18 protein-coding genes and 1 tRNA gene are annotated in these 22,881 nt (G+C 63.7%); 7 read left to right on the forward strand and 12 right to left on the reverse strand.

What is annotated here, in order from left to right; all coding sequences use genetic code 11:
- Window positions 1-29: 29 nt before the first annotated feature.
- The 3 genes from ACHMWQ_RS20440 to ACHMWQ_RS20450 form a co-directional block, all read right to left on the reverse strand.
- Window positions 30-1,007 carry a glycosyltransferase family 2 protein gene (locus ACHMWQ_RS20440; RefSeq protein WP_396308875.1) on the reverse strand — a complete coding sequence of 326 codons (978 nt, stop codon included), beginning with the start codon at window positions 1,005-1,007 and terminating at the stop codon, window positions 30-32.
- Window positions 1,008-2,042: 1,035 nt separating this feature from the next.
- Complete coding sequence (locus ACHMWQ_RS20445) at window positions 2,043-2,414, reverse strand: hypothetical protein (RefSeq protein WP_396308876.1); 372 nt, start codon at window positions 2,412-2,414, stop codon at window positions 2,043-2,045.
- Window positions 2,415-3,095: 681 nt separating this feature from the next.
- Window positions 3,096-3,665, reverse strand: a complete 570-nt coding sequence (locus tag ACHMWQ_RS20450; protein ID WP_396308877.1) for a hypothetical protein — start codon at window positions 3,663-3,665, stop codon at window positions 3,096-3,098.
- A 602-nt stretch (window positions 3,666-4,267) separates the two neighbouring features.
- Here ACHMWQ_RS20450 and ACHMWQ_RS20455 point away from each other — a divergent pair.
- Window positions 4,268-4,459: a hypothetical protein gene (locus ACHMWQ_RS20455; protein ID WP_396308878.1), complete on the forward strand. Its 192-nt coding sequence runs from the start codon at window positions 4,268-4,270 to the stop codon at window positions 4,457-4,459.
- A gap of 958 nt (window positions 4,460-5,417) precedes the next feature.
- Here ACHMWQ_RS20455 and ACHMWQ_RS20460 read toward each other — a convergent pair.
- The 3 genes from ACHMWQ_RS20460 to ACHMWQ_RS20470 form a co-directional block, all read right to left on the reverse strand.
- Window positions 5,418-6,623, reverse strand: coding sequence for a tyrosine-type recombinase/integrase (locus tag ACHMWQ_RS20460; protein ID WP_396308879.1), 1,206 nt, complete (start codon window positions 6,621-6,623; stop codon window positions 5,418-5,420).
- Between the two features lie 174 nt (window positions 6,624-6,797).
- A tRNA-Ile gene (locus ACHMWQ_RS20465) sits at window positions 6,798-6,873 on the reverse strand.
- Between the two features lie 170 nt (window positions 6,874-7,043).
- Window positions 7,044-8,156 carry an HWE histidine kinase domain-containing protein gene (locus tag ACHMWQ_RS20470; protein WP_396308880.1) on the reverse strand — a complete coding sequence of 371 codons (1,113 nt, stop codon included), beginning with the start codon at window positions 8,154-8,156 and terminating at the stop codon, window positions 7,044-7,046.
- Window positions 8,157-8,404: 248 nt separating this feature from the next.
- Between ACHMWQ_RS20470 and ACHMWQ_RS20475 the strand changes: the two genes are divergently transcribed.
- Window positions 8,405-8,665 carry a DUF2171 domain-containing protein gene (locus ACHMWQ_RS20475; protein WP_354550540.1) on the forward strand — a complete coding sequence of 87 codons (261 nt, stop codon included), beginning with the start codon at window positions 8,405-8,407 and terminating at the stop codon, window positions 8,663-8,665.
- 114 nt (window positions 8,666-8,779) lie between these two features.
- Here ACHMWQ_RS20475 and ACHMWQ_RS20480 read toward each other — a convergent pair whose 3' ends face one another.
- From ACHMWQ_RS20480 to ACHMWQ_RS20495, 4 genes are all read right to left on the reverse strand, one after another.
- The gene (locus ACHMWQ_RS20480; protein ID WP_396308881.1) at window positions 8,780-8,968 is read right to left on the reverse strand and encodes a hypothetical protein; all 189 of its coding nucleotides are present in this window, start codon (window positions 8,966-8,968) and stop codon (window positions 8,780-8,782) included.
- A 107-nt stretch (window positions 8,969-9,075) separates the two neighbouring features.
- Window positions 9,076-10,590, reverse strand: a complete 1,515-nt coding sequence (gene glpD / locus ACHMWQ_RS20485) for a glycerol-3-phosphate dehydrogenase (protein ID WP_396309498.1) — start codon at window positions 10,588-10,590, stop codon at window positions 9,076-9,078.
- Between the two features lie 241 nt (window positions 10,591-10,831).
- Window positions 10,832-11,614: a DeoR family transcriptional regulator gene (locus ACHMWQ_RS20490; RefSeq protein WP_354550545.1), complete on the reverse strand. Its 783-nt coding sequence runs from the start codon at window positions 11,612-11,614 to the stop codon at window positions 10,832-10,834.
- Window positions 11,615-11,680: 66 nt separating this feature from the next.
- Window positions 11,681-12,523, reverse strand: a complete 843-nt coding sequence (locus ACHMWQ_RS20495; protein ID WP_396308882.1) for a sugar phosphate isomerase/epimerase family protein — start codon at window positions 12,521-12,523, stop codon at window positions 11,681-11,683.
- 210 nt (window positions 12,524-12,733) lie between these two features.
- Here ACHMWQ_RS20495 and dnaG point away from each other — a divergent pair, with 210 nt between their 5' ends.
- The 4 genes from dnaG to ACHMWQ_RS20515 all read left to right on the forward strand — a co-directional run bounded on the left by dnaG (window position 12,734) and on the right by ACHMWQ_RS20515 (window position 17,844).
- Window positions 12,734-14,683 (forward strand): DNA primase, encoded by a 1,950-nt coding sequence (dnaG, locus tag ACHMWQ_RS20500; protein WP_396308883.1) that lies wholly within the window; start codon window positions 12,734-12,736, stop codon window positions 14,681-14,683.
- 173 nt (window positions 14,684-14,856) lie between these two features.
- A complete protein-coding gene (gene rpoD / locus ACHMWQ_RS20505) occupies window positions 14,857-16,851 on the forward strand; it encodes an RNA polymerase sigma factor RpoD (RefSeq protein ID WP_354550551.1) in 1,995 nt (664 codons plus the stop codon).
- A gap of 75 nt (window positions 16,852-16,926) precedes the next feature.
- Entirely contained in the window at window positions 16,927-17,517 is a 591-nt protein-coding gene (locus ACHMWQ_RS20510) for a Uma2 family endonuclease (protein ID WP_396308884.1), read from the forward strand.
- A gap of 36 nt (window positions 17,518-17,553) precedes the next feature.
- Complete coding sequence (locus ACHMWQ_RS20515) at window positions 17,554-17,844, forward strand: HlyU family transcriptional regulator (protein ID WP_396308885.1); 291 nt, start codon at window positions 17,554-17,556, stop codon at window positions 17,842-17,844.
- Window positions 17,845-17,949: 105 nt separating this feature from the next.
- Here the strand turns inward: ACHMWQ_RS20515 and ACHMWQ_RS20520 are convergent, their stop codons facing one another.
- The gene (locus tag ACHMWQ_RS20520; protein ID WP_396308886.1) at window positions 17,950-20,223 is read right to left on the reverse strand and encodes a DUF6600 domain-containing protein; all 2,274 of its coding nucleotides are present in this window, start codon (window positions 20,221-20,223) and stop codon (window positions 17,950-17,952) included.
- A 273-nt stretch (window positions 20,224-20,496) separates the two neighbouring features.
- Here ACHMWQ_RS20520 and ACHMWQ_RS20525 point away from each other — a divergent pair, with 273 nt between their 5' ends.
- Window positions 20,497-21,441 carry an alpha/beta hydrolase gene (locus tag ACHMWQ_RS20525; protein ID WP_396308887.1) on the forward strand — a complete coding sequence of 315 codons (945 nt, stop codon included), beginning with the start codon at window positions 20,497-20,499 and terminating at the stop codon, window positions 21,439-21,441.
- A 418-nt stretch (window positions 21,442-21,859) separates the two neighbouring features.
- Here the strand turns inward: ACHMWQ_RS20525 and ACHMWQ_RS20530 are convergent, their stop codons facing one another.
- On the reverse strand, window positions 21,860-22,798 hold the full coding sequence (locus ACHMWQ_RS20530; RefSeq protein WP_396308888.1) for a neutral zinc metallopeptidase: 939 nt from the start codon (window positions 22,796-22,798) through the stop codon (window positions 21,860-21,862).
- Window positions 22,799-22,881 lie beyond the last annotated feature (83 nt).

Consider the following 22,881-nt stretch of genomic DNA (forward strand, 5'->3'; position numbering starts at 1 on the left):
TGACGGGAGCGAATGGCACGGGAGCACTGTCATGACTTCGCCTCGCGCCAGCCTTGGAAGATCGCCCCGAAATCGAGCCCGGTGAAACTAGGCCTCGAGCGCCAGTTGCGGCCCTCGCGCGCGCCATATCGCTCGAAATGATGCCAGCCGCTTTTGAGGTCGCCCTTCGCAACGGCCCGTCGAACGTCGGGGTTAAGGGTTAGATAGAGGCTTTCATCAAACAGCGCCCTGTCCGGCAGCGCCGATGCCCCGGTAGCTCCTGCTGGCATGGCGGCCCGCCCCCTCGGTGTGCCGGTATCGAGATCGGTATAGCGCCGCCAAGGTCGGACAGGCTTCAGGGTCAGGTTTCGTTCGTCGATGAGGTGCTGGTAGCCGATCGCCTGATGCTCGTTGCGAGGATCAATCGCCCGGAATTTCTCGTAGCGCATCTCCCGGTCGCGGCGATCCATCATGCTCAGATGATAGAGATAGGCGTTCATGCGCGCCTGCGGCGCCGCGTCGAGTTCCGGAGGGAACCATGGCCGGTGCATGGCCGATTTCCGCTGGCTGATGTTCGGTGGGACCCTGAACATGCGAACAGTCCAACGCGGGCCGCACCGGCCGTCGGCCCGGAACTGGTCAGGGCCATTCCAGAGGTTGACGATCCGAACTAGCCGAAGATGGCGGCCTGTCTCATCGCCATGCCTCGCCTCGGCCTTCAAACGCCGCAGGAAAGAATCCTCAAAGCGTTCGTCGGCGTCCGCACAGAGAACCCAACGCGCGCCCAGTCGCGCCGCCTCTGTCAGCAGTCGGTATCGATTGCTGGCTTCGTTAGCATGCGGCGCGCCAGCGCTGATCTCGCGCAGGAGGGAGACGACGCGTGTTTCGCGATGCAGGATTTCGGGTGTGCTGTCGCTCGAGCAATCGTCGAGCGCAACGATGCCGTCCACATGGTCGCGAATGTGACGAAGGAAGCCGGGCAGATACCCTTCCTCATTCCTTACCGCGATTAGACAGAAAATGCTCACCCTGTTCCCTTAGTGGGAATCGAGGAGCGTTTGTGACCGGATCGTCCTACAGCTTCCCCTAGCCCGATCGCTCGTTTCTACACCAAAATCTTTCCATGACAACGGCCGCATATCCCTTATCTGGAACGCTATTCGGACAAATCGATCTGGCTGACTTGGGTGTCTGCCTCGTCCTAGAGCATTGCATATCGGGCTGCTACCGGTCCGGAAAGCAGCGGCCATCGAAGCTCCTCTCAGCAGGTTCGGTCCGGCGGGTGTCGGCAGACCTGCGAGCGGGAATCCCTGCAGCGAAACACAAAATGCGGCGTTGAATCTGCAAGGGCGCGCGGTCGCACGACAGCCGATATGCAGCCGAGCCAGGGGCAGGTGATTTTGAGGCGACTTTTCTTGTTAGACACGGCGCATCTGCTCATACAGCATGGCGAGATTCAGGCCGGTAGCCGAGAAGAAGCAATACTTCTTAGGGTAGCGCATGACGGCGCCACCGTTCTCAGCCATGACGATCGAGCCCATTTTGATCAGATTATCGTGCCCATGCTAGAATGGATTAGATACGCCAAGCGCGCCCCAGGTACTAGCTCCCGATAACCCGACTTCCGTATTCCTAACCCGCCATCCGCAAGGCCCCGCCGGGAATTGGGCAGACGTCGAGACGGACCAAAGTAGTGTGGTATAGCGCTTTACAACCCAGCTAAGTGTTGCTCTGACGCTACAGCGGCGAATCCCCTACGTAACGTATGCATTCAATCGCATACGCATTTTGGGGTTACCATGCGCGTTCTTTCAGCTGCCGTCTTGGCAGTTCTCATGAGCTCTTCGGCTTTCGCTGCCGATCTGACCCAAGAGCCGGCTCCTGTCGCTGCTGCCGCCGAGTCGTTCAATTGGACTGGCTTTTATGCTGGCGTCCATGGCGGCTACGGCTGGGGCGACGTCGCAAGGTCCCGGCAGCGGCCCCATCATTGCCAGATTATCCAAATAAACGACACGATTCACCAGTTAAAACTGGTACGCTTAGGATTAGTTTTTAGTAAAGACTCAATTCGAGTCTATAGGGGCGGCGACGCCTATAGTCGACCGTATCTCTCTCTTAAGTCTGTCGGTCGCATTGACTACTCCGTCAAAACTGACAGACCATCGCTTAAAGTCTTGCGGTCCCTTCATGGCATTGGTCGACTTGATAAAGTCGCCGAGCGCCATCTGATAAGATTCCACATCTTCTCCTACCGATCTTCCGAAAATCGTGGGTAGTTCCGCGACGTATGCGCTCTGATTTGCGGACGCCTCGTTAATCCGACCTTTCAAGTCGTCGAAACCCTGCTCACTAGCCAGCCGCACAACTACCTGCGCACCCAATCCCAACAACTGATTAGAGGAAGTGGCAAGCTCATCAAGCTTGTCGATGCGCATCTGGCGATCCTGTATGGGCGAGATAGTCGCGACAGCCACCCAATAACTGACACCAGCAGATACCAAAACGCTCAAAACGCCAGAGAGAGGCGCGAGCCAATTCCGCCAGCTATTCCAAGCCATTGCACTCTCCGCCCGCTTAACGTTCCACACTTTTCGCGGAGGGATCTAATCCCGCACGCTTCCTTGCCTCATGGGCAGCTCGACATAGGCCGTATATGGCCTCGACGTCCAGACTTTTCAAGATTATATTCGTGGCCTCGCTCACTGGAGCAACACACGGATCGTCCTTGGATATAGAGTTGGTTATATTTACCTGAGTAATCGACTCCTTGACCTCGGCCATCGACTTAGTCATGTCTGCAGAAAGTAGGCATGCTAGGACAGATACAACGATAAGAGGAGTAATCGAAGCGCTTATTAACCGCGTGAATCCTACCGAGTGAATGTCCGATTCTTGTGAGCAGGTAAACTCGATTGGAACTTCATCAAAAAGAGCGCTCAGCGTAGACACGCTAAGGGGAGTACCTTTTGCCAAGGAGGCGCTGGCTGATGCGGCTAGTTTTGAAATAACGCCAATAAGCGCAGAGTCGGAATCAAGAAAGTCGTCTTTCAAATCGTCAATCGTTGAGACGATCTGATCGCCGTATACGTAACTACTATTCGCAATGGCAAATACTTCTATAAAGCGGCTTCTCTCGATAAGCGAAAAGGGATGTTGGTGACGAAGGGATCGCGCAAGATCAGACGAGATCTTCCCTCATCAATGTCAGCGACCCAGCGTACAGAACGAGATGGAATGGCATGGGGACCGTATTTTCCCACACGAGCCTCGCGGATGCCCAAACCCTCAAATATACCAATATAGACAGTTCGATCGCTTAGGGTCGAAGGAACGATGACATAGTCGCCTGATTGAGCGACGCTGTAGAAGTTTACAACTGCCTGTTCGATCCGCCCGCGGTTCGCCGTTCTCCTGGCTCGGGAGAATTGCTGCCAGTCTACGATGGGATCAACATCCGAACCCGACGTCGCTATCATTTCTTTAGTGCGCGAGGACGCAAGTATTCTCCCGAGCAACTCGCGTGAAGCTGCCAGCGGAGGAGAGGGCAAAATGAATGCTGTAAGATCGAGGAAGCCAACCCCCTCATCCAAAAACGTCTTCAGAAAGCGATAATCACTTCCTGGGAAAAGACGCCAAACCTTAGTGGTCTGCGGAACGACGGCCGCTCGCAAGTCAACGGTGATCAATTTTTTCCCCTCGCCTCTTCAATGCAAGATACGAGACAAATGGAAAAAGTCGAGCTATGCGCGTTCGCGGTGCGCGATCACAACCATTATGAGCTGTGTAGTGTGCGGTCATTGCACCTAGATTTCGGAAACTTCAGTGAGTGCCTATCCCGCCCGCCTCGGCAGCCGCTTCAAGATCCGCTGCAACTTCACTTCCGCCTTTTCCTCCGCGCGACGCTCCATTTCCGCTTCGTCGGCAGCGTCGCGCATCAGGTCGCGTATATCCTCGAGGGTTGCGACGCAGGCTCGGAACGCAGCGCCTAGCCCGCGCATCTCTTCGTCCAGTTCCTTGATGGGCTTGGGTCGGCGATCGAGGCCGCTGTGATCACAAGGGCGTCGGTCGGCTACCGGGGGCGTAACAGGTCTTGGCCGCGCCCCAGACTGGCGCCCGCTGGCCTTCCCAAAGCCGCTCGGGCGTTAGTTCGGAACAGACTGTCGATCAAGCGAATTGGAAGGATGCGGGCGTGCTGGTTCAGCAGACCGGTCTGCCTCGACCTCAGGCCGGCCGTTCGAAGGGCTTAGGCGGACCGCCCGCACCTTGAGTGCCATATGAGGACCGCCCGATGGAAAAGTTGACAATTGCCCTTGCTCCTAAGGGTGAGGGATGGATCGTCGAACACCGCGACGCGAACGATGTCGTCTACCTGACTAAAGAAGCAGCGCTGCAAGGCGCTATTGCCGTGATCGAAACGGCGATGGCCGAGGGCTGGGAGATACACTTGAGCATCCCTGGTGGAATCGGCCGGTTCGACTGAACCGAGCCTGGAACCGGCCGGTCGTCTGCGGGTTAGTTGGTGCGGGCGTGCCTATGGCATGTTGGTTGAATTGTCTCTCAAGCCGGCAATTCACATCTTCGGCTCCAGCGACCACCCGCACTAAATCTAGACAGAACTGTTTCGACTCTGCGACAGTGGAGACGTCAACCACACCACGGGGACATCGCCATGAAGAAGACCTATGAGAAGCCGACGGTCGACAAATCGGCGCTGTTGCAGAAGATCGCAGCTGCTGTGACCATCAGCGGCGAGATCATCATTGATCCCTAGGTCGGGACCTTTTCAATAAGGCCGACTAACTGAAATGGGGCTATGAGCTTGCGCCCTTACAGCATGCCTGAATCCGCCGCCTGCCAACCAGCCGGCGGGTTCTCTATTTAGGCGCCAGGATCGCCCAGGTGCCAGCGAGTGACATTGACTGTCCAATCGGCTTTGAGGCCTTTTTCGGGAACCGCGCAGCTTTGCCCGCCCCCGGCCAGGTAGTTGCGGAGACGCGCCCGTCGGCTGTGCCGCAACAGAGCCGGCGGGCGCGTCGGCCATAGCCCGTCCAAATGGCTAAGCTTCCTCCCGAATTGCGGGCGTCGCGGGCTGAGATTTCCGGTGTGGTGTTGCCGGCTTGCAATCGACAGGAGACGGGTGTGGTGGCAGAGAACGCAGCGTCAACAACGCCTGAGGGGCAACATCATGAAGAAGATTTACGAACGGCCGGTCCTGTCCAAGGGCGCGCAGCTGCAGCGCATCGCGGCTATTGCCTGCACGTCCAACCAGCCCTGCTAAACAGAATCAGCGGCCTGCCGGCACAGCTTTGCGGCGGGCCGCTAAGATCCTGGGCCCGGGCCCTCGCTGGCGTCGCCACGAACGGGGATCAAAGATCCGGATACCGCTCGGACCTTCCCAGCGCTCGGCCCCGAGAGGCGGGGCAATCTGGCAATCCTGACTAGCCCTGAGTTTGATCTACGGTTGCCGCAAAGTTCGATATTTGTTCAGACCAAACGGCCATCATCGCTCGCCGGCCGGCTAGATACTGGGCGCTGTTGTAGGCGCCACGGACCTCGTTACGCTCGTCATGGGCGAGCTGACGCTCAATCCAATCCGTCGAATAGCCCGTCTCGTTGAGCCAGGTCGAGGCCACGCCGCGGAAGCCGTGGACCGTCGCTCGCCCGTGATAGCCCATCCGGTACATTGCGAAGAGCATCGTGTTGTTCGACATGAACCCTTCCTTGCCGGGCGATGGGAACAGGAAGGCGCTTCTGCCGGAATACTCGCGCAACTCCGTCAGCGCCGTGACCGCCTGGGGCGCCAACGGGACCAGATGCTCAAAGCGCATCTTCATCCGCTCGGCGGGAATGCGCCACAGCGGCTCGGCACCGTCCAGCCCCTCGAATTCTGCCCATTGCGCGGCGCGGAGCTCCGAAGTTCTGACAAAAGTCAGGACCATGAGCTTAAGAGCGAGGCGGGTTGCGGGCTCTCCATCATAGGCGTCCAGCGCGCGCAGGAAGCCCGGCAGCTCAGCAATCGGAAGGGCGCGTCGGTGCTTGACCCGGCCCGGCGACTTGAGAGCGCCGACCAGATCCCGTGTCGGATCACGCGTGGCCCGGCCGCTTGCGATGGCGAACCGGAAGATTTGCCCGATGGTCTGGAGCTCGCGTTTCGCCAGTTCCACGGCGCCGCGTCCTTCGACCTTCCGCACTGCATCCAGGATCTCGGGCGGCTCGATCGCTGAAATTGGCCTGGCGCCCAAAGGCGGAAAAACATCCGCCTCGAGCCGGCTCATCAGGCGAGTTGAGTAGCTGTCGACCCAGTCGGCGAGCTTAAGCGCGAACCACTCCCGGGCGATCGTCTCGAAGGAGTTGCCTGCGGCCAGCTTGGCGTTCTTTTTCGCTGCCTTCTTGGCTGCGCCGGGGTCGATGCCGTCGGCAATCTGCGCCTTAAGCTCGTCGCGCCGGCGGCGCGCCTCGGCCAGGCCGACGTGAGGGTAGGCGCCAAAGCTGGCAGTTCGACGCTGCCCGACAAACCGATAATCGCAGCGCCAGAGCTTGCCGCCAGCTGTGGATACGTAGAGGTACAGCCCGCCCGCATCGGCGAGCTTCTGCGCCTTCGCGAGAGGCTTGGCGTTACGGCAGGCGACATCGGAAAGAGGCACTGACGGTATTTCCCAAAAGGGTGACGGTATTGCCCCTTCAAAATACCGACAATTTTCTGAGATGCCAAGAAATCAGTTGAGACTGCGAGAAACATCCAGAGCTGCCAAACCCTGACCATTCCTTGACTTTTTGACGCGATATGAGTTAGTATGAGACGTGATGAAACGGGGGAGTGGTGGGCCCACCAGGACTCGAACCTGGAACCAGACCGTTATGAGCGGTCGGCTCTAACCATTGAGCTATAGGCCCCCAAGGGCTTTCCGTATCGCCTTTGGCCTGGCTTGTCGACCCGGAACGCGTGGTCCGCTTTCACAGGCGAGCGTCCTCCCCATGGGAGGTGAACGCCACGACTGCCAAGGCGGCTCAAGGACGGCGCGGATCGAAAGCGCCCACATGAAACCCGCCGTCGCCGGCGGCAGCTAGATCGCCCCGGCGGAGATCCAGTTGACGGGGGCCTCGAACTCGCCGACCAGGCCGGTCGGCAGGAAGTGCAGCTTCGTGTTGCCCGTGCCGGTCAGGCCGCCCTCGATCAGCCGCGAGCCGAAACCATGGCGCGTCGGCGCCTCGGCGGGCGGGCCGTCCCGTTCGCACCAGCGCAGCCGCAGGACCGCATTCTCGCCTTCGCCCTCAATCGTCCAGGCGATATCGACGCGCCCGTCGGGGACCGAGAAGGAACCGTGCTTGATCGCGTTCGTCGCCATCTCGTGCATCATCAGCGAGATCGACAGAACGGCCTTGGGCCCGATGTGGAAATCCGGGCCGTCGAGCTGGAAGCGGTTGGCCTCAAGGTGGTGCACCAGCACGCCTTCGACGACGGCCTTGAGCGGCGCCGCCTGCCAATCCTGCTTCAGCAGGATCTCATGCGCCGAGCTGAGCGCGATCAGGCGCTGCGTGAAGGCATGCAGCGCCTCCTCATCGGCCATGCCGCGCAGGGTCTGGCGGGCGATGGCTTGCACGATCGCCTGGGTATTCTTCATCCGGTGGCCGAGTTCGGCATTGAGGACGCGAAGCCGGTGTTCGGCCTCGACCTTCCCCGTCGTCTCGATCACCGTGTCCATGAAGCCGGCGACTTCGCCCGTCTCGCCCAGCACCGGGCTGTAGGAGAAGGTGAAATAGGCCTGCTCGGGATAGCCGTTGCGGTTCACGACCAGCGGGAAATCCTCGATGAAGGTCGCCTCGCCGTCAAAGGCCTTGTCGGCGATCGGGCCGATCGAGGGCCAGGCCTCGCTCCAGATGTCGCGGAACGACCGGCCGATCGACATCGGCTTCTTGCCGAGGATCGGCGCGAAGGCGTCATTGTAGATCGCGATCATCGCCTCGCCCCAGACCAGGCACTTCGGAAAACGCGAGGTCAGAACAAGGGCCACGACGGTGCGCAGCGAATGCGGCCAGTCCTGCGGCTCGCCAAGCGGGCTGGAAGCCCAATCGAACGCCCGCACGCGCGCGCCCATCTCGCCCCCGCCGGACAGGAAGCGCAGATCGGCCCCTTGGCCAGCCGCCGTTGCAAGAAAGTGTTGAGCGCCGTCGGCCATGCCCGCAGGTCCGGTGTCAGACATATTTTCGATCAGTCACGGCGTACATGTAGAGGTCCCGGTGGCCCGCATTCGTGATTGATAGCGGATAACGGAAATACAATAGGCATCTCCGGCCGGTTGTCCAAACGGAGTCTACCCGAGGCCGCCGTTGCCATCGTCGCAGCGGGCGTTCTTGCCGGCGTCCCGCCGCGCGTGCATCCATTGACGGGCGAGCGCGTTGTCTCCTGCCAACACAGGAGAATCCAATGTCGATTGCCAGCCAGATCAAGGAACATGCGGAAGTCATCGGCGCGGACGGTGTTCATGTCGGGACGGTCGATCACGTCGAGGGCGACCGCATCAAGCTGACCCGCACGGATAGCGGCGTCGGATCCCACAAGGGTCACCACCACTATATCTCGCTCGGCCTCGTCGCCGAAGTCGAAGGCAACCGCGTCCGGCTTTCGGCCAATGGCGATGTTGCCGTGACCTTCGAGGAAGAAGAGACCGGCGCCTCGACCGAATAGAGCCAGCGTCTTCAACAAAAAAGCCCCGCCATCGTGCGGGGCTTTTTTGTTGGCGGCATCGTCACCGGCGGCCTGTGGGCTGCGCCGGTTTGCGGTTGAGTTCCGAAGGCAGGCTCAGGCCGAGCCCTTCGAGCCCTTCTGCAATTCTTCGAGCTCCGCTTCCAACTCGGCGAGACGGTTGCTCAGCCGCTCTTCGACCGCGCCGCCGGACTCGGCCGCGGCCTGCTCGGTCACGATGCGGATTTCCTCGCGCACGGCCGCGATCCGGCCATTGATCTCGCTGTAGTCGTTGGTATCGCTCATGCAAAGTCTCCTGCGGCGTCCGGGCGCCGGCTGAACAACGGCGTCTCAAATCAGTCGTCGCCGAGTGTGTCAGCCCGCGCCATCGCGGTCCAGCGCTATCGCCGCCGCTACTGCGCCGCCGCCGCCATCCGCTCCTGCAGCGCGCTCCGCATGTATGCGTCGAGCGCCGCGATCTCGGCCGCGCTCATACGCAGCCCCAGCTTGCTCCGCCGCCAGACGATGTCCGCGGCCGAGCGCGCCCATTCCTGCTCGATCAGATAATGGACCTCGACCTGGGTCAGGCCGGCGCCGAAATTGCGGCCGAGCTCCGCCTCGTTGCGGGCGATGCCGAGGATGCTGCGGGCCCGCGTGCCGTAATGGCGCACCAGCCGCCCGATCAGCGCTCGGTCAATCGCGGGGTAGCGTTCGACCAGCAAGGCGATCTTGGCCTCGATGCCGCCGGCCGGCAGATCGCCGCCCGGCAGGATCGCCTCCGCCGTCCAGGCCGGCCCGCGCTTGCCGAGCGCCGCCTCGACATGTTCCAGCACATGCTCGGAGAGCTTGCGGAAGGTGGTGATCTTGCCGCCGAAGACGTTGATGATCTTCGGCGCGTCCACCGCGCCATCGACCTTCAGCACATATTCGCGCGTCGCTTCCTGCGCGCTGCTGGCGCCATCGTCATAGAGCGGCCGAACGCCGGCATAGGACCAAACGATCTGATCCCTGCGCACCTCTTGCTTGAAATACTCGCTCGCCGCCGCGCAGAGATAGTCCGTCTCCTCGTCGGAGATCTCGATTTCTTGCAGATCACCCGTATAGTCTCGGTCGGTGGTGCCGATCAGCGTGAAATCATCTTCATAGGGAATGGCGAAGATGATGCGGCCATCGGCATTCTGGAAGATGTAGCAGCGGTCGTGCTCGAACATCTTCGGCACGACGATGTGGCTGCCCTGCACGAGGCGGACATGGTGGCCGGTATCCGCTCCCGACATGCCGCGCAGCACGCGGTCGACCCAGGGGCCCGCCGCATTGATCAGCAGCCGCGCCTCGACCTGCCGGGTCTCGTCGGTAAGCTCGTCCCGCAGCGTGATGCGCCAATGATTGCCGACGCGCTCGGCGTTGGTGACCTTCGTGCGCGTATCGATGCGGGCGCCGCGATCGGCGGCGTCGCGCGCCGTCAGCGCCACCAGGCGGGCGTCGTCGACCCAGCAATCGGAATATTCGAAGCCCAGCCGATAGTCGCCCTTGAGCGGCGCGCCGGCGGGATCGCGGGTCAGGTCGATCGTCTTCGTCTTGGGCAGACGCTTGCGGCCGCCAATATGGTCATAGAGGAACAGGCCGAGCCGCAGCAGCCAGGCCGGGCGCAGGCCCTTGTGATGTGGCAGCACGAACCGCAGCGGATGGATGATGTGCGGCGCGCTGGCCCAGAGCACTTCCCGCTCCATCAACGATTCCCGCACCAGGCGGAACTCGTAATGCTCGAGATAGCGCAGGCCGCCATGCACCAGCTTGGTCGAGCGCGACGAGGTGCCGCTTGCGAGGTCGTTCATCTCGGCCAGGGCGACGGAGAAGCCGCGCCCGACCGCGTCGCGGGCAATGCCGCAACCGTTCACGCCGCCGCCGATGATGAAGATGTCGAGCATAGCCAAGACGCATCGCCTCCCGCTGCAATGCGGTTGCTATGCGCCAGACGAAACGGAAACGCAAATTAATTCGAATGTCTTCGCGCATAAAACGAAAGCCCTGCAGCACGCCTCGGCTGACGATCGAACCGATCAACGCCTTGATAAACATGGCCGATCTCGCCAGATCGCGGCGCGCGCGGTCGATCGCTGCCCTTGCATTGCATAGGCGAAATGCGAAAAACGAAGGGGTCGAGACCGCCTAGTCTTCGGACCGGGCGGCTTCCGGCAGCGCCTCGACCAGCTCGACCTCGTTGGCGGCGCAGAATTCGCGCACGCTGTCGCTCGGGCAGAAATCGGTGACGAAGGTGTGGATCTGCCTGAGGCTGCCGATCCGCACCGGCGCGGTGCGGGCGAACTTGGTCGAATCCGACGCCAGGATGACATGGCGCGTATTGGCGATGATCGCCTGCGCCACCTTCACCTCGCGAAAATCATAGTCGAGCAGCGAGCCGTCCTCGTCGATCGCCGAGGTGCCGACAATGGCGTAGTCGACCTTGAACTGGCGGATAAAGTCGATCGCCGCCTCGCCGACAATGCCGCCATCGGAACTGCGCACCACGCCGCCCACGATCACCACCTCGATCTGCGGATAGGGCCGCATGATGTGGGCGACGTTGATGTTGTTGGTGATCACCATCAGTCCCTGATGCTGCAGCAGCGCCTGCGCCACCGCCTCCGTCGTGGTGCCGATATTGATGAACAGCGACGCATCGTTGGGGATCAGTTTGGCGACCGCCTCGGCGATCGCCGTCTTTTCGCGTGCCGCGATCTGCGAACGCGCCTCGTAGCCGACATTCTCGATGCCCGAGGCGAGGATGGCGCCGCCATGGGTGCGCGCCATCAGCTTCTTGTCGCAGAGGTCGTTCAGGTCCTTGCGGATCGTCTGCGGCGTGACGGCGAATTGCGCCGCGAGCTCGTCGACCAGCACGCGACCGCGCTGCTTGGCGATTTCGAGAATGGCGGTCTGGCGCGACGGCAGCATGCGTTCGGCTTTCGAATGTTTCGATTCAGTCGAAAAACGAAACTAGCAGCGATCGATCCACGGCTCCTAGCGCTTTGCCGGATTTTTGTTCCACAGATCGCGCACGAGATCCCTCAGCATCAGCGCCTCGGCCCAGCGGTCCGATTGATCGAAGCCGTCGGGGCCGCTGATCGCATAGGGCTTCGGCCCGAGCTCGCAGGTGAAGGAGAGCGTGTCGTTCGGCCCGGCGCGCCGGCTCCAGCTTTCGAACAGATAGCCCCACCAGGCGAGGAACTGGTCGAGATAGGGCTTGTGGTGCGGGAAGGATATCTCGACCTGTACCTGCTCGGGCGAAGCGACGCGGCCATGCGCCGCCCAGGAGTTGTCGAGAATCCTGCGGATCTGGTCGTCCATCTCCTTTGGGACCGGCACCTCGGGGAATTCGCGCCCGACCATGAAATGCGAGAGGTCGGCGAGCAGCTTGAGGTCCGGCATGGCGTCGAGGATATCGAGCGTCATCAGCAGGTCGTTGGTGATGCGGCCGCGATGCGTCTCGACATAGACCGGCACGTCGGAATCCTCGGCCATCCGGTTCCAGCCCTCGAGGATACGCAGGCTTTCCGCCAGGGCGCGCGGGCGGACATCCGGTTGGATGGTCAAATGATGGATGCCGTAATGGTTGGCGAGTTCAAGCGCCGGCTTCAGTTCTTCGATCGAGGTTGGAAAGCACTGGCCCTCGACCTGGATGCCGTTGTCGCTCGCCGCCTGCGCCAGGGGCGCTGCCAGCTCCTTGGTGAAGAACAGGTTGGTGACGCCGTCGAAGCCGGCAGCGGCCGCTTCCGCCACCATATCGGCGAGCGGCAAGTCGGCCTCGCGGCCCTTCAGGCGCTGCATGCCCCAGAGCGATTCAAAGACGAGCAGGCGTTGCATGGCGGGCGCTCCGGCGTGGACAGGTTGAAGACGGTTTTAGCGCCGGTTGCGGAAACCGTCGACGGCCATCGCGAATCATTGCATGGCTCCGCCTTGCCCCCTCGCCTGCGCCCTTAAGCCGCCGCGATGACGCGGGATAATTTGCAGCTCGCCTTTGCCCTTCGACGTCCCAGGCCCTAAATTGGAGGGTCATCGCCTGTCCGGGGTCCAATGCGCTTCTCGCCTTCCTTTCTCGACGAAATCCGCGCCCGCCTGCCGATCTCCTCGATCGTCGGACAACGGGTGACGTGGGACCGGCGCAAGTCGCAGCCGCAGAAGGGTGATTTCTGGGCCTGCTGCCCGTTCCATGGCGAAAAGTCGCCCTCCTTCCATGCCGAGGATCGCAAGGGCCGCTACCACTGCTTCGGCTGCGGCGAATCGGGCGATCACTTCACCTTCCTGACCAAGCTCGAAGGCCTGTCCTTCCCCGAAGCTGTCGAGCGGCTGGCGGGCGAGGCCGGGCTTTCGATGCCGGCGCGCGACGTCCACGCCGAGGCCGAGGAGCGCAAGCGCGCCTCGCTGCACGAAGTCATGGAGCTCGCCTGCCGTTTCTTCGAGGAAGGGCTGCAGTCGCGCGATGGCGCCAGCGCCCGCGGCTACCTGAACGGCCGTGCGCTCGGCCCGGACATCCAGCGCCGCTTCCGCCTGGGCTATGCGCGCCAGAGCCGCAATGCGCTCAAGGAGCATCTCGCCTCGAAGGGCGTGCCGCATGGGGACATGATCGCGACCGGCCTGCTGATCTCGGGCGATGACATCCCGGTTTCCTATGACCGGTTTCGCGATCGAGTCATGTTCCCGATCACCGATTTCCGCGGCCGCATCGTCGCCTTTGGCGGCCGCGCGCTGTCGGCCGACGCGCAGGCGAAGTACCTCAACTCGCCGGAGACCGTGCTCTTCCGCAAGGGCGACCTGCTCTATAACGGCTTCGAGGCGCGCAAAGCGGTACAGAGCGCCGGCACGATCATCACCGTCGAGGGCTATGTCGACGTCATCGCCATGGCGACGGCTGGCTTCGGCCACACCGTCGCCCCGCTCGGCACGGCCCTGACCGAGCGCCAGCTCGACCTGCTCTGGCGGCTGACGCCGGAACCGATTCTCTGCTTCGACGGCGACAAGGCGGGCCTGCGCGCCGCCTACCGCGCCGCCGACCTGGCGCTGGCCGCCCTGAAGCCGGGCAAGACGGTGCGCTTCGCTTTGCTGCCCGAAGGTCAGGATCCGGACGACCTGATCCGTTCGGCCGGCCGCGAGGCGATGACGCAGGTGCTGGCCGCGGCCCGCCCGCTCTTCGACATGGTCTGGACGCGCGAGACGGATGGCGGCGGCTTCGACACGCCGGAGCGCCGCGCGGCGCTGGCGGCGCGGCTGCGCGACATCGCCCGCACCGTCGCCGACGAAAGCATCCGCCATCACTACGAGCAGGCCTTTGCCGAACGCGCGCGCGAATTCTTCGGCTATGGCCAGAAGAACGGCTTCCGCCAGCAGCGCGGCAATGGCGGCGGCGGCGACCGGCGCAACGGCCCAAACGGCGGAGCGGGCGGCGCGTCGCGACCGATTCGGCAGCCCCCGCCGATCATTTCCGAAAGCCTGAAGCGCTCCACGACCCTGTCCGGCCGGGTGCAGGCGCCCCTGCGCGAAGTGGTGCTGGTCATGACCATGGCCAATCATCCGGGGCTTGTCCCCGACCTTCTGGATGAATTCGCCCAGATCGAGTTGACGAATCGCGAACTTGACTCCCTTCGCACGCAAATCCTAGAGATTGCGGCCGAGGATCCTCATATAGAAGGCGGAGGGTTACGCGACCGGCTTGTATCCGCACGCTTCGGCGAATTGCTGGACAAACTCGACCAGCAGATCGAGCGGTGCGGCAACTGGCAGGCACGGGCGGATGCGTCGGATCGTGACGCAGCGGATGGTTGGATGCAGGCTCTCACCTTGCACAGGAAGGCGCGAACGTTACATAAGGAACTCAAGGATGCCGAGGCGGCACTGGCTGCCGACCCCAGCGACGCCAATTTGGCGCAGATGATCGACATCCAGAACCAGATGGCAAACAGCGATGGCACCGAGGCCCAGATCGAGGGCTTCGGATTAAGTTCGGGCCGACGACAGAAGTCGATGTAGGATCGATGCGCGGCGGCGTAAGGTTAAGCGGGCCTTAAGACAACAAAGTCTAATTGTCGGGCGACCGACGGCAAGAGGGAATCCTCCTGCCGCCTCTAGGATTTAACGGTGGTGTGCGAGCGCGACGGACGAGAACCGTCTGGCGCGAAGCCTCTGCCAAGACGGAGAACAGCATGGCGACGAAGGTTCAGGAAAACGACGAGGCGCAGGACGCGCAGGCCGAGCCGCAGGACGGTCCGCTTCTCGACCTCTCGGATGCCGCCGTCAAGCGGATGATCAAGGTCGCCAAGAAGCGCGGCTTTGTGACCTATGAAGAGCTGAATTCCGTCCTGCCGTCCGAACAGGTCGGTTCGGAGCAGATCGAAGACATTCTGTCGATGCTCTCCGAAATGGGCATCAATGTGATCGAGGCCGACGAGGTCGAGGAAGCCGAGGAGCCGACGGCTGCCGACGCCGAGGAGGAAGCGGGCGAGCTTGCCGAATCGACCGGCACCGCCGTCGCGCGCGCCACGACCACCAAGGAACCGACCGATCGTACCGACGATCCCGTGCGCATGTACCTGCGCGAGATGGGCTCGGTCGAGCTGCTGTCGCGCGAAGGCGAAATCGCCATCGCCAAGCGCATCGAGGCCGGCCGCGAGACCATGATCGCCGGGCTCTGCGAGAGCCCCCTCACCTTCCAGGCCATCATCATCTGGAAGGAGGAACTTGCCGAGGGCAAGATCCTGCTGCGCGACATCATCGATCTCGAAGCGACCTATGCCGGTCCCGAGGCCAAGAACGCCCCGATGGCAGGCCCAGGCGGCGTTCCGTTCAACGAGAACGCCGAGGACGAGGACGCCGAGGCGCCCACGCCGCCCCCGACGGACGACAATGACGACGAGGACGACCTCGAGAACAACATGTCGCTCGCCGCCATGGAGGCCGAGCTGAAGCCGAAGGTCGTCGAGACCTTCGACAACGTCGCCGAAAACTACAAGAAGCTGCGCCGCCTGCAGGACCAGCTGGTGGAAGGCCGTCTCAAGAACGAGACCCTCTCGCCCTCGCAGGAGCGCCGCTACAAGAAGCTGAAGGACGACCTGATCCTCGAGGTCAAGTCGCTCTCGCTCAACCAGAACCGCATCGATTCGCTGGTCGAGCAGCTCTACACGATCAACAAGAGCCTGGTCAGTTCCGAGGGCCGGCTGCTGCGCCTGGCCGAGAGCTATCGGGTCAGCCGCGACGAGTTCCTGCGTGAATACCAGGGCTCGGAGCTCGATCCGAACTGGCTGCGTCGCGTCGCCAATCTGGGCGGCCGCGGCTGGAAGGACTTCGTCACCAACGGCAAGGACCGGATCCGCGAACTGCGCGGCGAGATCCAGAACCTCGCCACCGAGACGGGCCTGGAAATCACCGAATATCGCCGCATCGTGCACATGGTGCAGAAGGGCGAGAAGGAAGCCCGCCAGGCCAAGAAGGAAATGGTCGAGGCCAACCTGCGCCTCGTGATCTCGATCGCCAAGAAGTATACGAACCGCGGCCTGCAGTTCCTGGACCTGATCCAGGAAGGCAATATCGGCCTGATGAAGGCCGTCGATAAGTTCGAATACCGCCGCGGCTACAAGTTCTCGACCTATGCGACCTGGTGGATCCGCCAGGCGATCACCCGTTCGATCGCCGACCAGGCCCGCACCATCCGCATCCCGGTCCACATGATCGAGACGATCAACAAGATCGTCCGCACCTCGCGCCAGATGCTGCACGAGATCGGCCGCGAGCCGACCCCGGAAGAGCTGGCCGAGAAGCTGGCCATGCCGCTCGAAAAGGTCCGCAAGGTCCTGAAGATCGCCAAGGAGCCGATCTCGCTCGAAACGCCGATCGGCGACGAGGAGGATTCGCATCTCGGCGACTTCATCGAAGACAAGATGGCGATCCTGCCGATCGACGCGGCGATCCAGTCGAACCTGCGCGAGACGACGACGCGGGTTCTGGCCTCGCTCACGCCGCGCGAAGAGCGCGTGCTGCGCATGCGCTTCGGCATCGGCATGAACACCGACCACACGCTGGAAGAAGTCGGCCAGCAGTTCTCGGTGACGCGCGAGCGCATTCGTCAGATCGAGGCGAAGGCGCTGCGCAAGCTCAAGCACCCGAGCCGGTCGCGCAAGCTGCGCTCGTTCCTGGACAACTGATCGCCGGGATCCGGTCCTGACCTCCTGCAAAAGGGCTGCTCGCGAGAGCGGCCCTTTTGTTTTAGAATGCCTGCCATGAACGTCCGCACCCTGATCGAAAATGCCGGCCTCCCCCGCCGTCGCTTCACGGTGAAGGAAGTCGAGCGCATGAGCGAGGTCGGGCTGCTGCGTGCGGAGGAACGGGTCGAGCTGATCGGGGGAGAGCTCATTCCGATGAGTCCCAAGGGCAGCCGGCACGAACTGCTGAAGGCGCGTCTCCTTCGCCAATGGTATCGCGTGTCGCCGGACACGATCGAACTCATCCCGGAAACAACCTTCCGCCTTGCGCTCGATACCTATCTCGAGCCCGACGTGGTGCTGTTCGAGCGGGCGATCGGCATACGCCGGCTCGATGGCGATACCGCGCTACTCGCCGTCGAGATCTCCGACAGTTCGCTCGGCTTCGACCTCGGCCCGAAGGCGCTGGTCTACGCGCATTTCGGCATTCGCGAGCTCTGGGTTATCGACGCGACCACCGGCACGATCCATGTCCACCGCGAGCCGGTCGACGGGCGCTATCAGGCGATCACGCCATGGACGGCCGAGGACCTCGTCGTGCCGGCCTTCGCGCCGGTCGAGTTCGCGCTGCGCCTCGCCGATCTCGACCTTGGCGACGGATCGGGCTAAGGCTCGGACACGGACACCAATCGAAAAGGGCAATCCATGTCGTTCCTGAAGAAGCTGTTCGGCGGCGGTGGCGGCTCGGACGCTGCCGAGCCAAAGGGCGAGGCGACCGAATACAAGGGCTACAACATCCGCCCTGCCCCCTATTCCGAGGGCGGCCAGTACAAGACCGCAGGCTTTATCGAGAAGACGATCGACGGCGTCGAGAAGTCCTACCGCTTCGTCCGCGTCGACTCGCATGCGAGCCGCGACGCGGCAGCCGATTTCGCTGTCATCAAGGGCAAGCAGATCATCGACGAGCAGGGCGACCGGATCTTCGACGCAAGCTGATCCGCCGCACCTCCCCGGTGCGAGGCTCACAGATCCAAAGACCCAGACATGAAAAAGCCGGCCGCGGTGACGCGGCCGGCTTTCTTGTTTGCGAGGCAGGCGGCGCTACTGGGCGCAGCTGCCGTCGGGCTGGACGGCAGCCTCGGGGCACTCGCCACCGCGCTGCGGACGCTCACGGCGCTCGGGCTGGCGCTGCTCCTGCTGCTGCGGCTCAGGCTGGGCCGGCTGCTCCGCCTGCGGCTCGCGCTGGCGGCGGGGACGCTCGGCCTGGGGCTCCGGCTGCGGCTGCTCGCGCTGCTGCTCCTGCTGGGGCTGCTGCGGCTCCTGCTGGGGCTGCTCCTGACGCTGCTGGCGACGCTGGCGCGGCGCTTCCTCGGTCCGGGCCGGCGCCGCCGGCTCTGCCTGGGGCTCGGCCTGCTGGCGCTGGCGGCGCGGACGCTCCGCCGGCTCCGGCTGGGGCTGTGCCTCCGGCTGCGGCTCGGCAGCGGGCGGCGCGGCTTCCTGGGCCGGCTTGGCCGGGCGTTCGCGACGCGGCTTCTCCGGCTTGGCGGCCGGCTCCTGGACCGGCTCGGCCGGTGCCGCTTCCGGCGCAGGCTTCTCTGCCGGCTTCGGCTCTGGCTTGGCTTCCGGCGCAGGCTTGGCCTCAGGCGCAGGCTGCTCGTCGGCCGGCTTGGCCGGACGCTCGCGGCGCGGCTTCTCCGGCTTGGCCACCGGTTCCTGGGCCGGCTCGGCGGGAGCCGCTTCCGGCGCAGGCTTCTCGGCCGGCTTCGGCTGCTCGGCGGCTGGTGCCTCGACAGCGGGGGCTGCCTCGGCCGGCTTGGCCGGACGATCCTTGCGCGGACGTTCGCCCTGCGGAGCGTCGCCAGGCTGGCCGGCCGGCTCACCCGGCTGACCCGCATCAGGGGCCCGATCCGGACGGTTCGGCCGCTGGGGTTGGTCCGGATTGACCGGCGGCGGATTGCCGTCGGCAGGCACCTGCGGCTCGGCCGGCTGCGGATTGGCCTCGACCTTCTTCAGGACGTCATCAGCCCTGGCAGCGCGTTCCTGACGGATACGCTCCTGCTCGGCCTGGCGCTGCTGCGCGGCCTTCTGGGTCGCGGCATCGATCTCGGCCGAACGGTCTTCCGCCGCCTTGCGCTGCTTCGCCACCAGATCAGCCTTCTCGGCCCTCAGCTTCTCGATCTCGGCCTGCATGCGGTCGCGCTGCTGCGGCTGGTCGCGATCGCGGCGCAGGTCGCGCCGCTCCTCCGGGTTGAGCACAGAGAGCAGCGCCGCCGACACGACGCCGGCGATGGCCGCCTTCGGATCGGGCTCGACATACTGGTGGATCAGAGTCCGGTCATCCCGCGGCACGTCGCGGTCGAAGCGATCCGGCCGGCGATCGAAGCGCTGGTCGTCGATGCGCGGACGGAACACGCCGATGCGGCCACCCTGATCGTCATCGAAGATGTCGCTCTGGTCATCGACGAAGACGACCTCGCGGCCGGGACGGTCACGCCGGCGAACCGGCTCGTTGAAGTAACGGCCATCCTCGAGCTGCGGCCGGCGAACATCGCGTGCCTCGCCGAGATAGCGGCCGACATCGCGCACGGGGGCTGCCCGGCGGCCGATATCGTCATCATCGAAATACTGGTCGTCGACGAACACCCAGCTTTCCGAAACCGGCGGGTCGTAGCGCTTCGGCGCGCCATACTGGTAGCCCGAACGGTCGGGCGCGATCGGCGCCCAGCCGACAGCACCGCCGCCGACGCGGAAGGTCACCCAAGCCGGCGACCAGGTGTCGCCCGGGACCCAGTACCAGCCATAATCGGGGCTATAGTCCCAGCGGCCATAGTGATAGGTGGCCCAGCCGAACGGCTCGCTCGACTCCCAGTACCAGCCGTAGTCGTCGGTCCAGGTCCAGCGGCCCTCCTGATAGGGGCGCCAGCCGGCGCCGCGGCGCTTGGGCACGAAGACGTAGCCGTAATCCTCATCCTCGATCCAGCGGCCATAGGGCTGCAGCTGGTCGAAGAAATAGCCGACATCGCCCGACGCGCGGCTGGCGCGCGGACGCGACGAGACCGGCTGGGAACGCGGCCGCGACTGCGCGACCTGCACGGGCTTCGGCCGCGGCGCGGGCGGCACGACGGCCGGACGCGTCTCGGCGACCTTCACGGGCTGCGCTGCGGGCGCGGCCGGGCTCTCGCTTTCGGCCGACTGATCATATTCGTCCATGTCCGTCGTATCAGACGGCGGCGCCGACTCGTCGGGCGCGACGGCCGGCGTGTTGGGACGCAGTTCGAGCTTGTAGGGAACATCGACGACGCCGGTGACGACCGCCGCCCCCGCGACGACGACACCGCCGGCGAGCGCGGCACCAACCAGACCCCAGAGTTTCATATTCACCTTCCCGTCGTTTCCGGCCGTTGCGGGCCGGTCGAACCGAATCATGCCAATGGACTTGGCCGTTTTCCCGATATCAGCCGGGGAAAGCGGCATGGGCGAGGCCCAATCAAGGCCGTTTCAACGACCGGCCTGCCTCATTCTCCCTCCCTCAATCGGCCGAGGCGCCTGAACGTTCCCTGAATGACCGGCCGTGCGACGGATTGGCGACGCGGCGCGGAGATGCCATCTTGGCCGACGGTCGAAGGCGCGACGGGAGATACGCGACGCATGACAGTCCACCATTCCGGCAAGCGGCCGGCCATTGCCGGAATCCGGGCGAGCCTCGCCCTGCTCGCCGCGCTGCTGCCGGCCTGTCTCCTGGCCACAGCAGCCTCCGCCGCCGGCTTGAGCCTGCCGCCCTACAAGGATGCGCTGTTCCAGTACGGCACCATCCTCGAGACTCGCGCCGATGGCGATTTCCGCGTCGTCGATTATGACGAGATGCGCGACATCAACGGCCGCGACGAGGTCCCCGAGCGCAAGGCGCAGGGCAAGTATGTCTCGCTGAAGACCAAGCGCGTGGAGGACCACCTGACCTACAAGGTCGGCGGCCGCAGCCTCAAATATGTCGGCGCTGGCGCCACCAAGGGCCCGGCGAAATTGATCGTCCTCTATCTGCACGGCCAGAACGGCACGCGCTTCCAGGGCGCCGACGACTGGACGTTTGGCGGCAATTTCAACCGGGTGAAGAACCTGACGGTCGCGGCCGGGGGCGCCTACCTGTCGCCCGATTTCAGCGACTTCGAGGCGACCGGAACGGCCGAGATCAAGGCGCTGATGCAGGATTACGCCGCCCGCTCGCCGGGCGCCCCGATCTTCGTCGCCTGCGGTTCCTATGGCGGCAAGCTGTGCTGGTCGCTCGCCCGCGATCCCGAGGCGGCCTCGATGATCTCCGGCCTGATCCTGCTCGGCTCGCTCAACGATCCGGGCTTCCTCAAGACGGCGGCGATGAAGCCCGGCGGTCGAAAAATCCCGATCTTCATCGGCCATGGCAGCCGCGACCCGATCATCGACTGGAAGACGCAACAGGCTTTCTTTGACAGCGTGCGCAAGAAGTCGCCTGGCTACCCCATCCAGTTCGTGCTGTTCCAGAACGGCAACCACGGCACGCCGATCCGCATGACCGACTGGCGCGAGACGCTGAACTGGATGCTGGCAGCAGGCGGGAAGTGAGGGCGGCGGTCCGCTGAGCGCATCCAGGCCGCTTGTAGAGGCTTTCCCGAAGCCTCTCAGATTGCCGTACCGTCTCTCGAGCATGGAACGGCTCGTCGCCCCGGCGGAGGCCGGGGCCCATAAACACCGGCCAAGCGGGACGGGTCTCCCTCTATTCTGAGGCCGGGAGCGTATGGATCCCGGCCTTCGCCGGGATGACGACCGAGAGAGCGGGGGCTCGCGCTCCGCACGGTGGCAGCAGAACCGATGCCCAGCCTTGCCCTTCACCCTAGGTGCCTATGGTGGATGCCGCCGAGCTCACACCAAGTCGGAAGTAAGCTGGTCTAGCCGCCGTTTCCATGCACGCTATGAACGTGCGCTGACCGACAGCACAGAGATGCCGTCGGCCAGCAGGGATTCAGTGAGTTCCCGGATCAGATCAGATCTGACCCTGGAACGTGTTGCACTGGCTCACATCGCCGGTCTGGTAGCCCCGCTTGAACCAGGTGCTGCGCTGCGCCGAGGTGCCGTGCGTGAAGCTTTCCGGCACGACGACGCCTTGGGTGCGCTTCTGGATGGCGTCATCGCCGATCTGGGTCGCCGCATTCAGCGCCTCGTCGATGTCGCCCGCTTCCAGCATGCCCTTCTGGTCGGTGCGGTTGGCCCAGACGCCGGCATAGCAATCCGCCTGCAGCTCGACCTTGACGGAAAGCGCGTTGGCGTCCGCCTTGCTCATGCCCTGCCGCATTTCGTTGAACTTCGGCAGAATGCCCTGAAGATCCTGGACGTGATGGCCGACTTCGTGGGCGATCACATAGGCCTGGGCGAAATCGCCGGGCGCGCCGAAGCGGCGCTTCAGCTCGTCATAGAAGGCGAGATCGATGTAGACCTTCTTGTCGAGCGGGCAATAGAACGGCCCCGAAGCGGCGCTGGCCTGACCGCAGGCCGAGCGGGTCATGCCGGAGAAGAGCACCAGCGGCGTGGCGGAATAGGTCTCGCCGGCCGACTTGAAGATATCGGTCCAGACGTCCTCGGTGCTGCCTAGAACCTTCGAGACGAACTGCTTGCCGGCGTCATTGACGCCCGCGCCGGTCTGGGTGCCGCCTGAGGACGGCGCCGGCTGGTAGCCAGCGTCCTCGCTCTGGGTGAAGCTTCCGCCGCCGCCCGTCACCATCGCCAGCATCTGCAACGGGTTGATGCCGAAAACCAGCCAGCCGATGCCGACAAGCACTGCGATCGTCACCAGCGATCCGCCGCGCAGCGGGATACCGCGTCCGCCGCCCATGCCGGCCGGGCGGAAGCCGCCGCCGAGCCCGCCCGTTCCTCCGCCGCGTCGATCTTCGACGTTGTCGCTCTCGCGCTGTCCATCGAGACGCATGGACGTTCTCCTTTTTGCCGCGGCCAAAGCCGCGCCTTCGATTTCGTTGACCCTAATCCCGCCAGCATGACGCCGCCAGTGGC

This window comes from Kaistia sp. UC242_56 (assembly GCF_044452255.1).
Taxonomy (GTDB): Bacteria; Pseudomonadota; Alphaproteobacteria; order Rhizobiales; family Kaistiaceae; genus Kaistia; species Kaistia defluvii_A.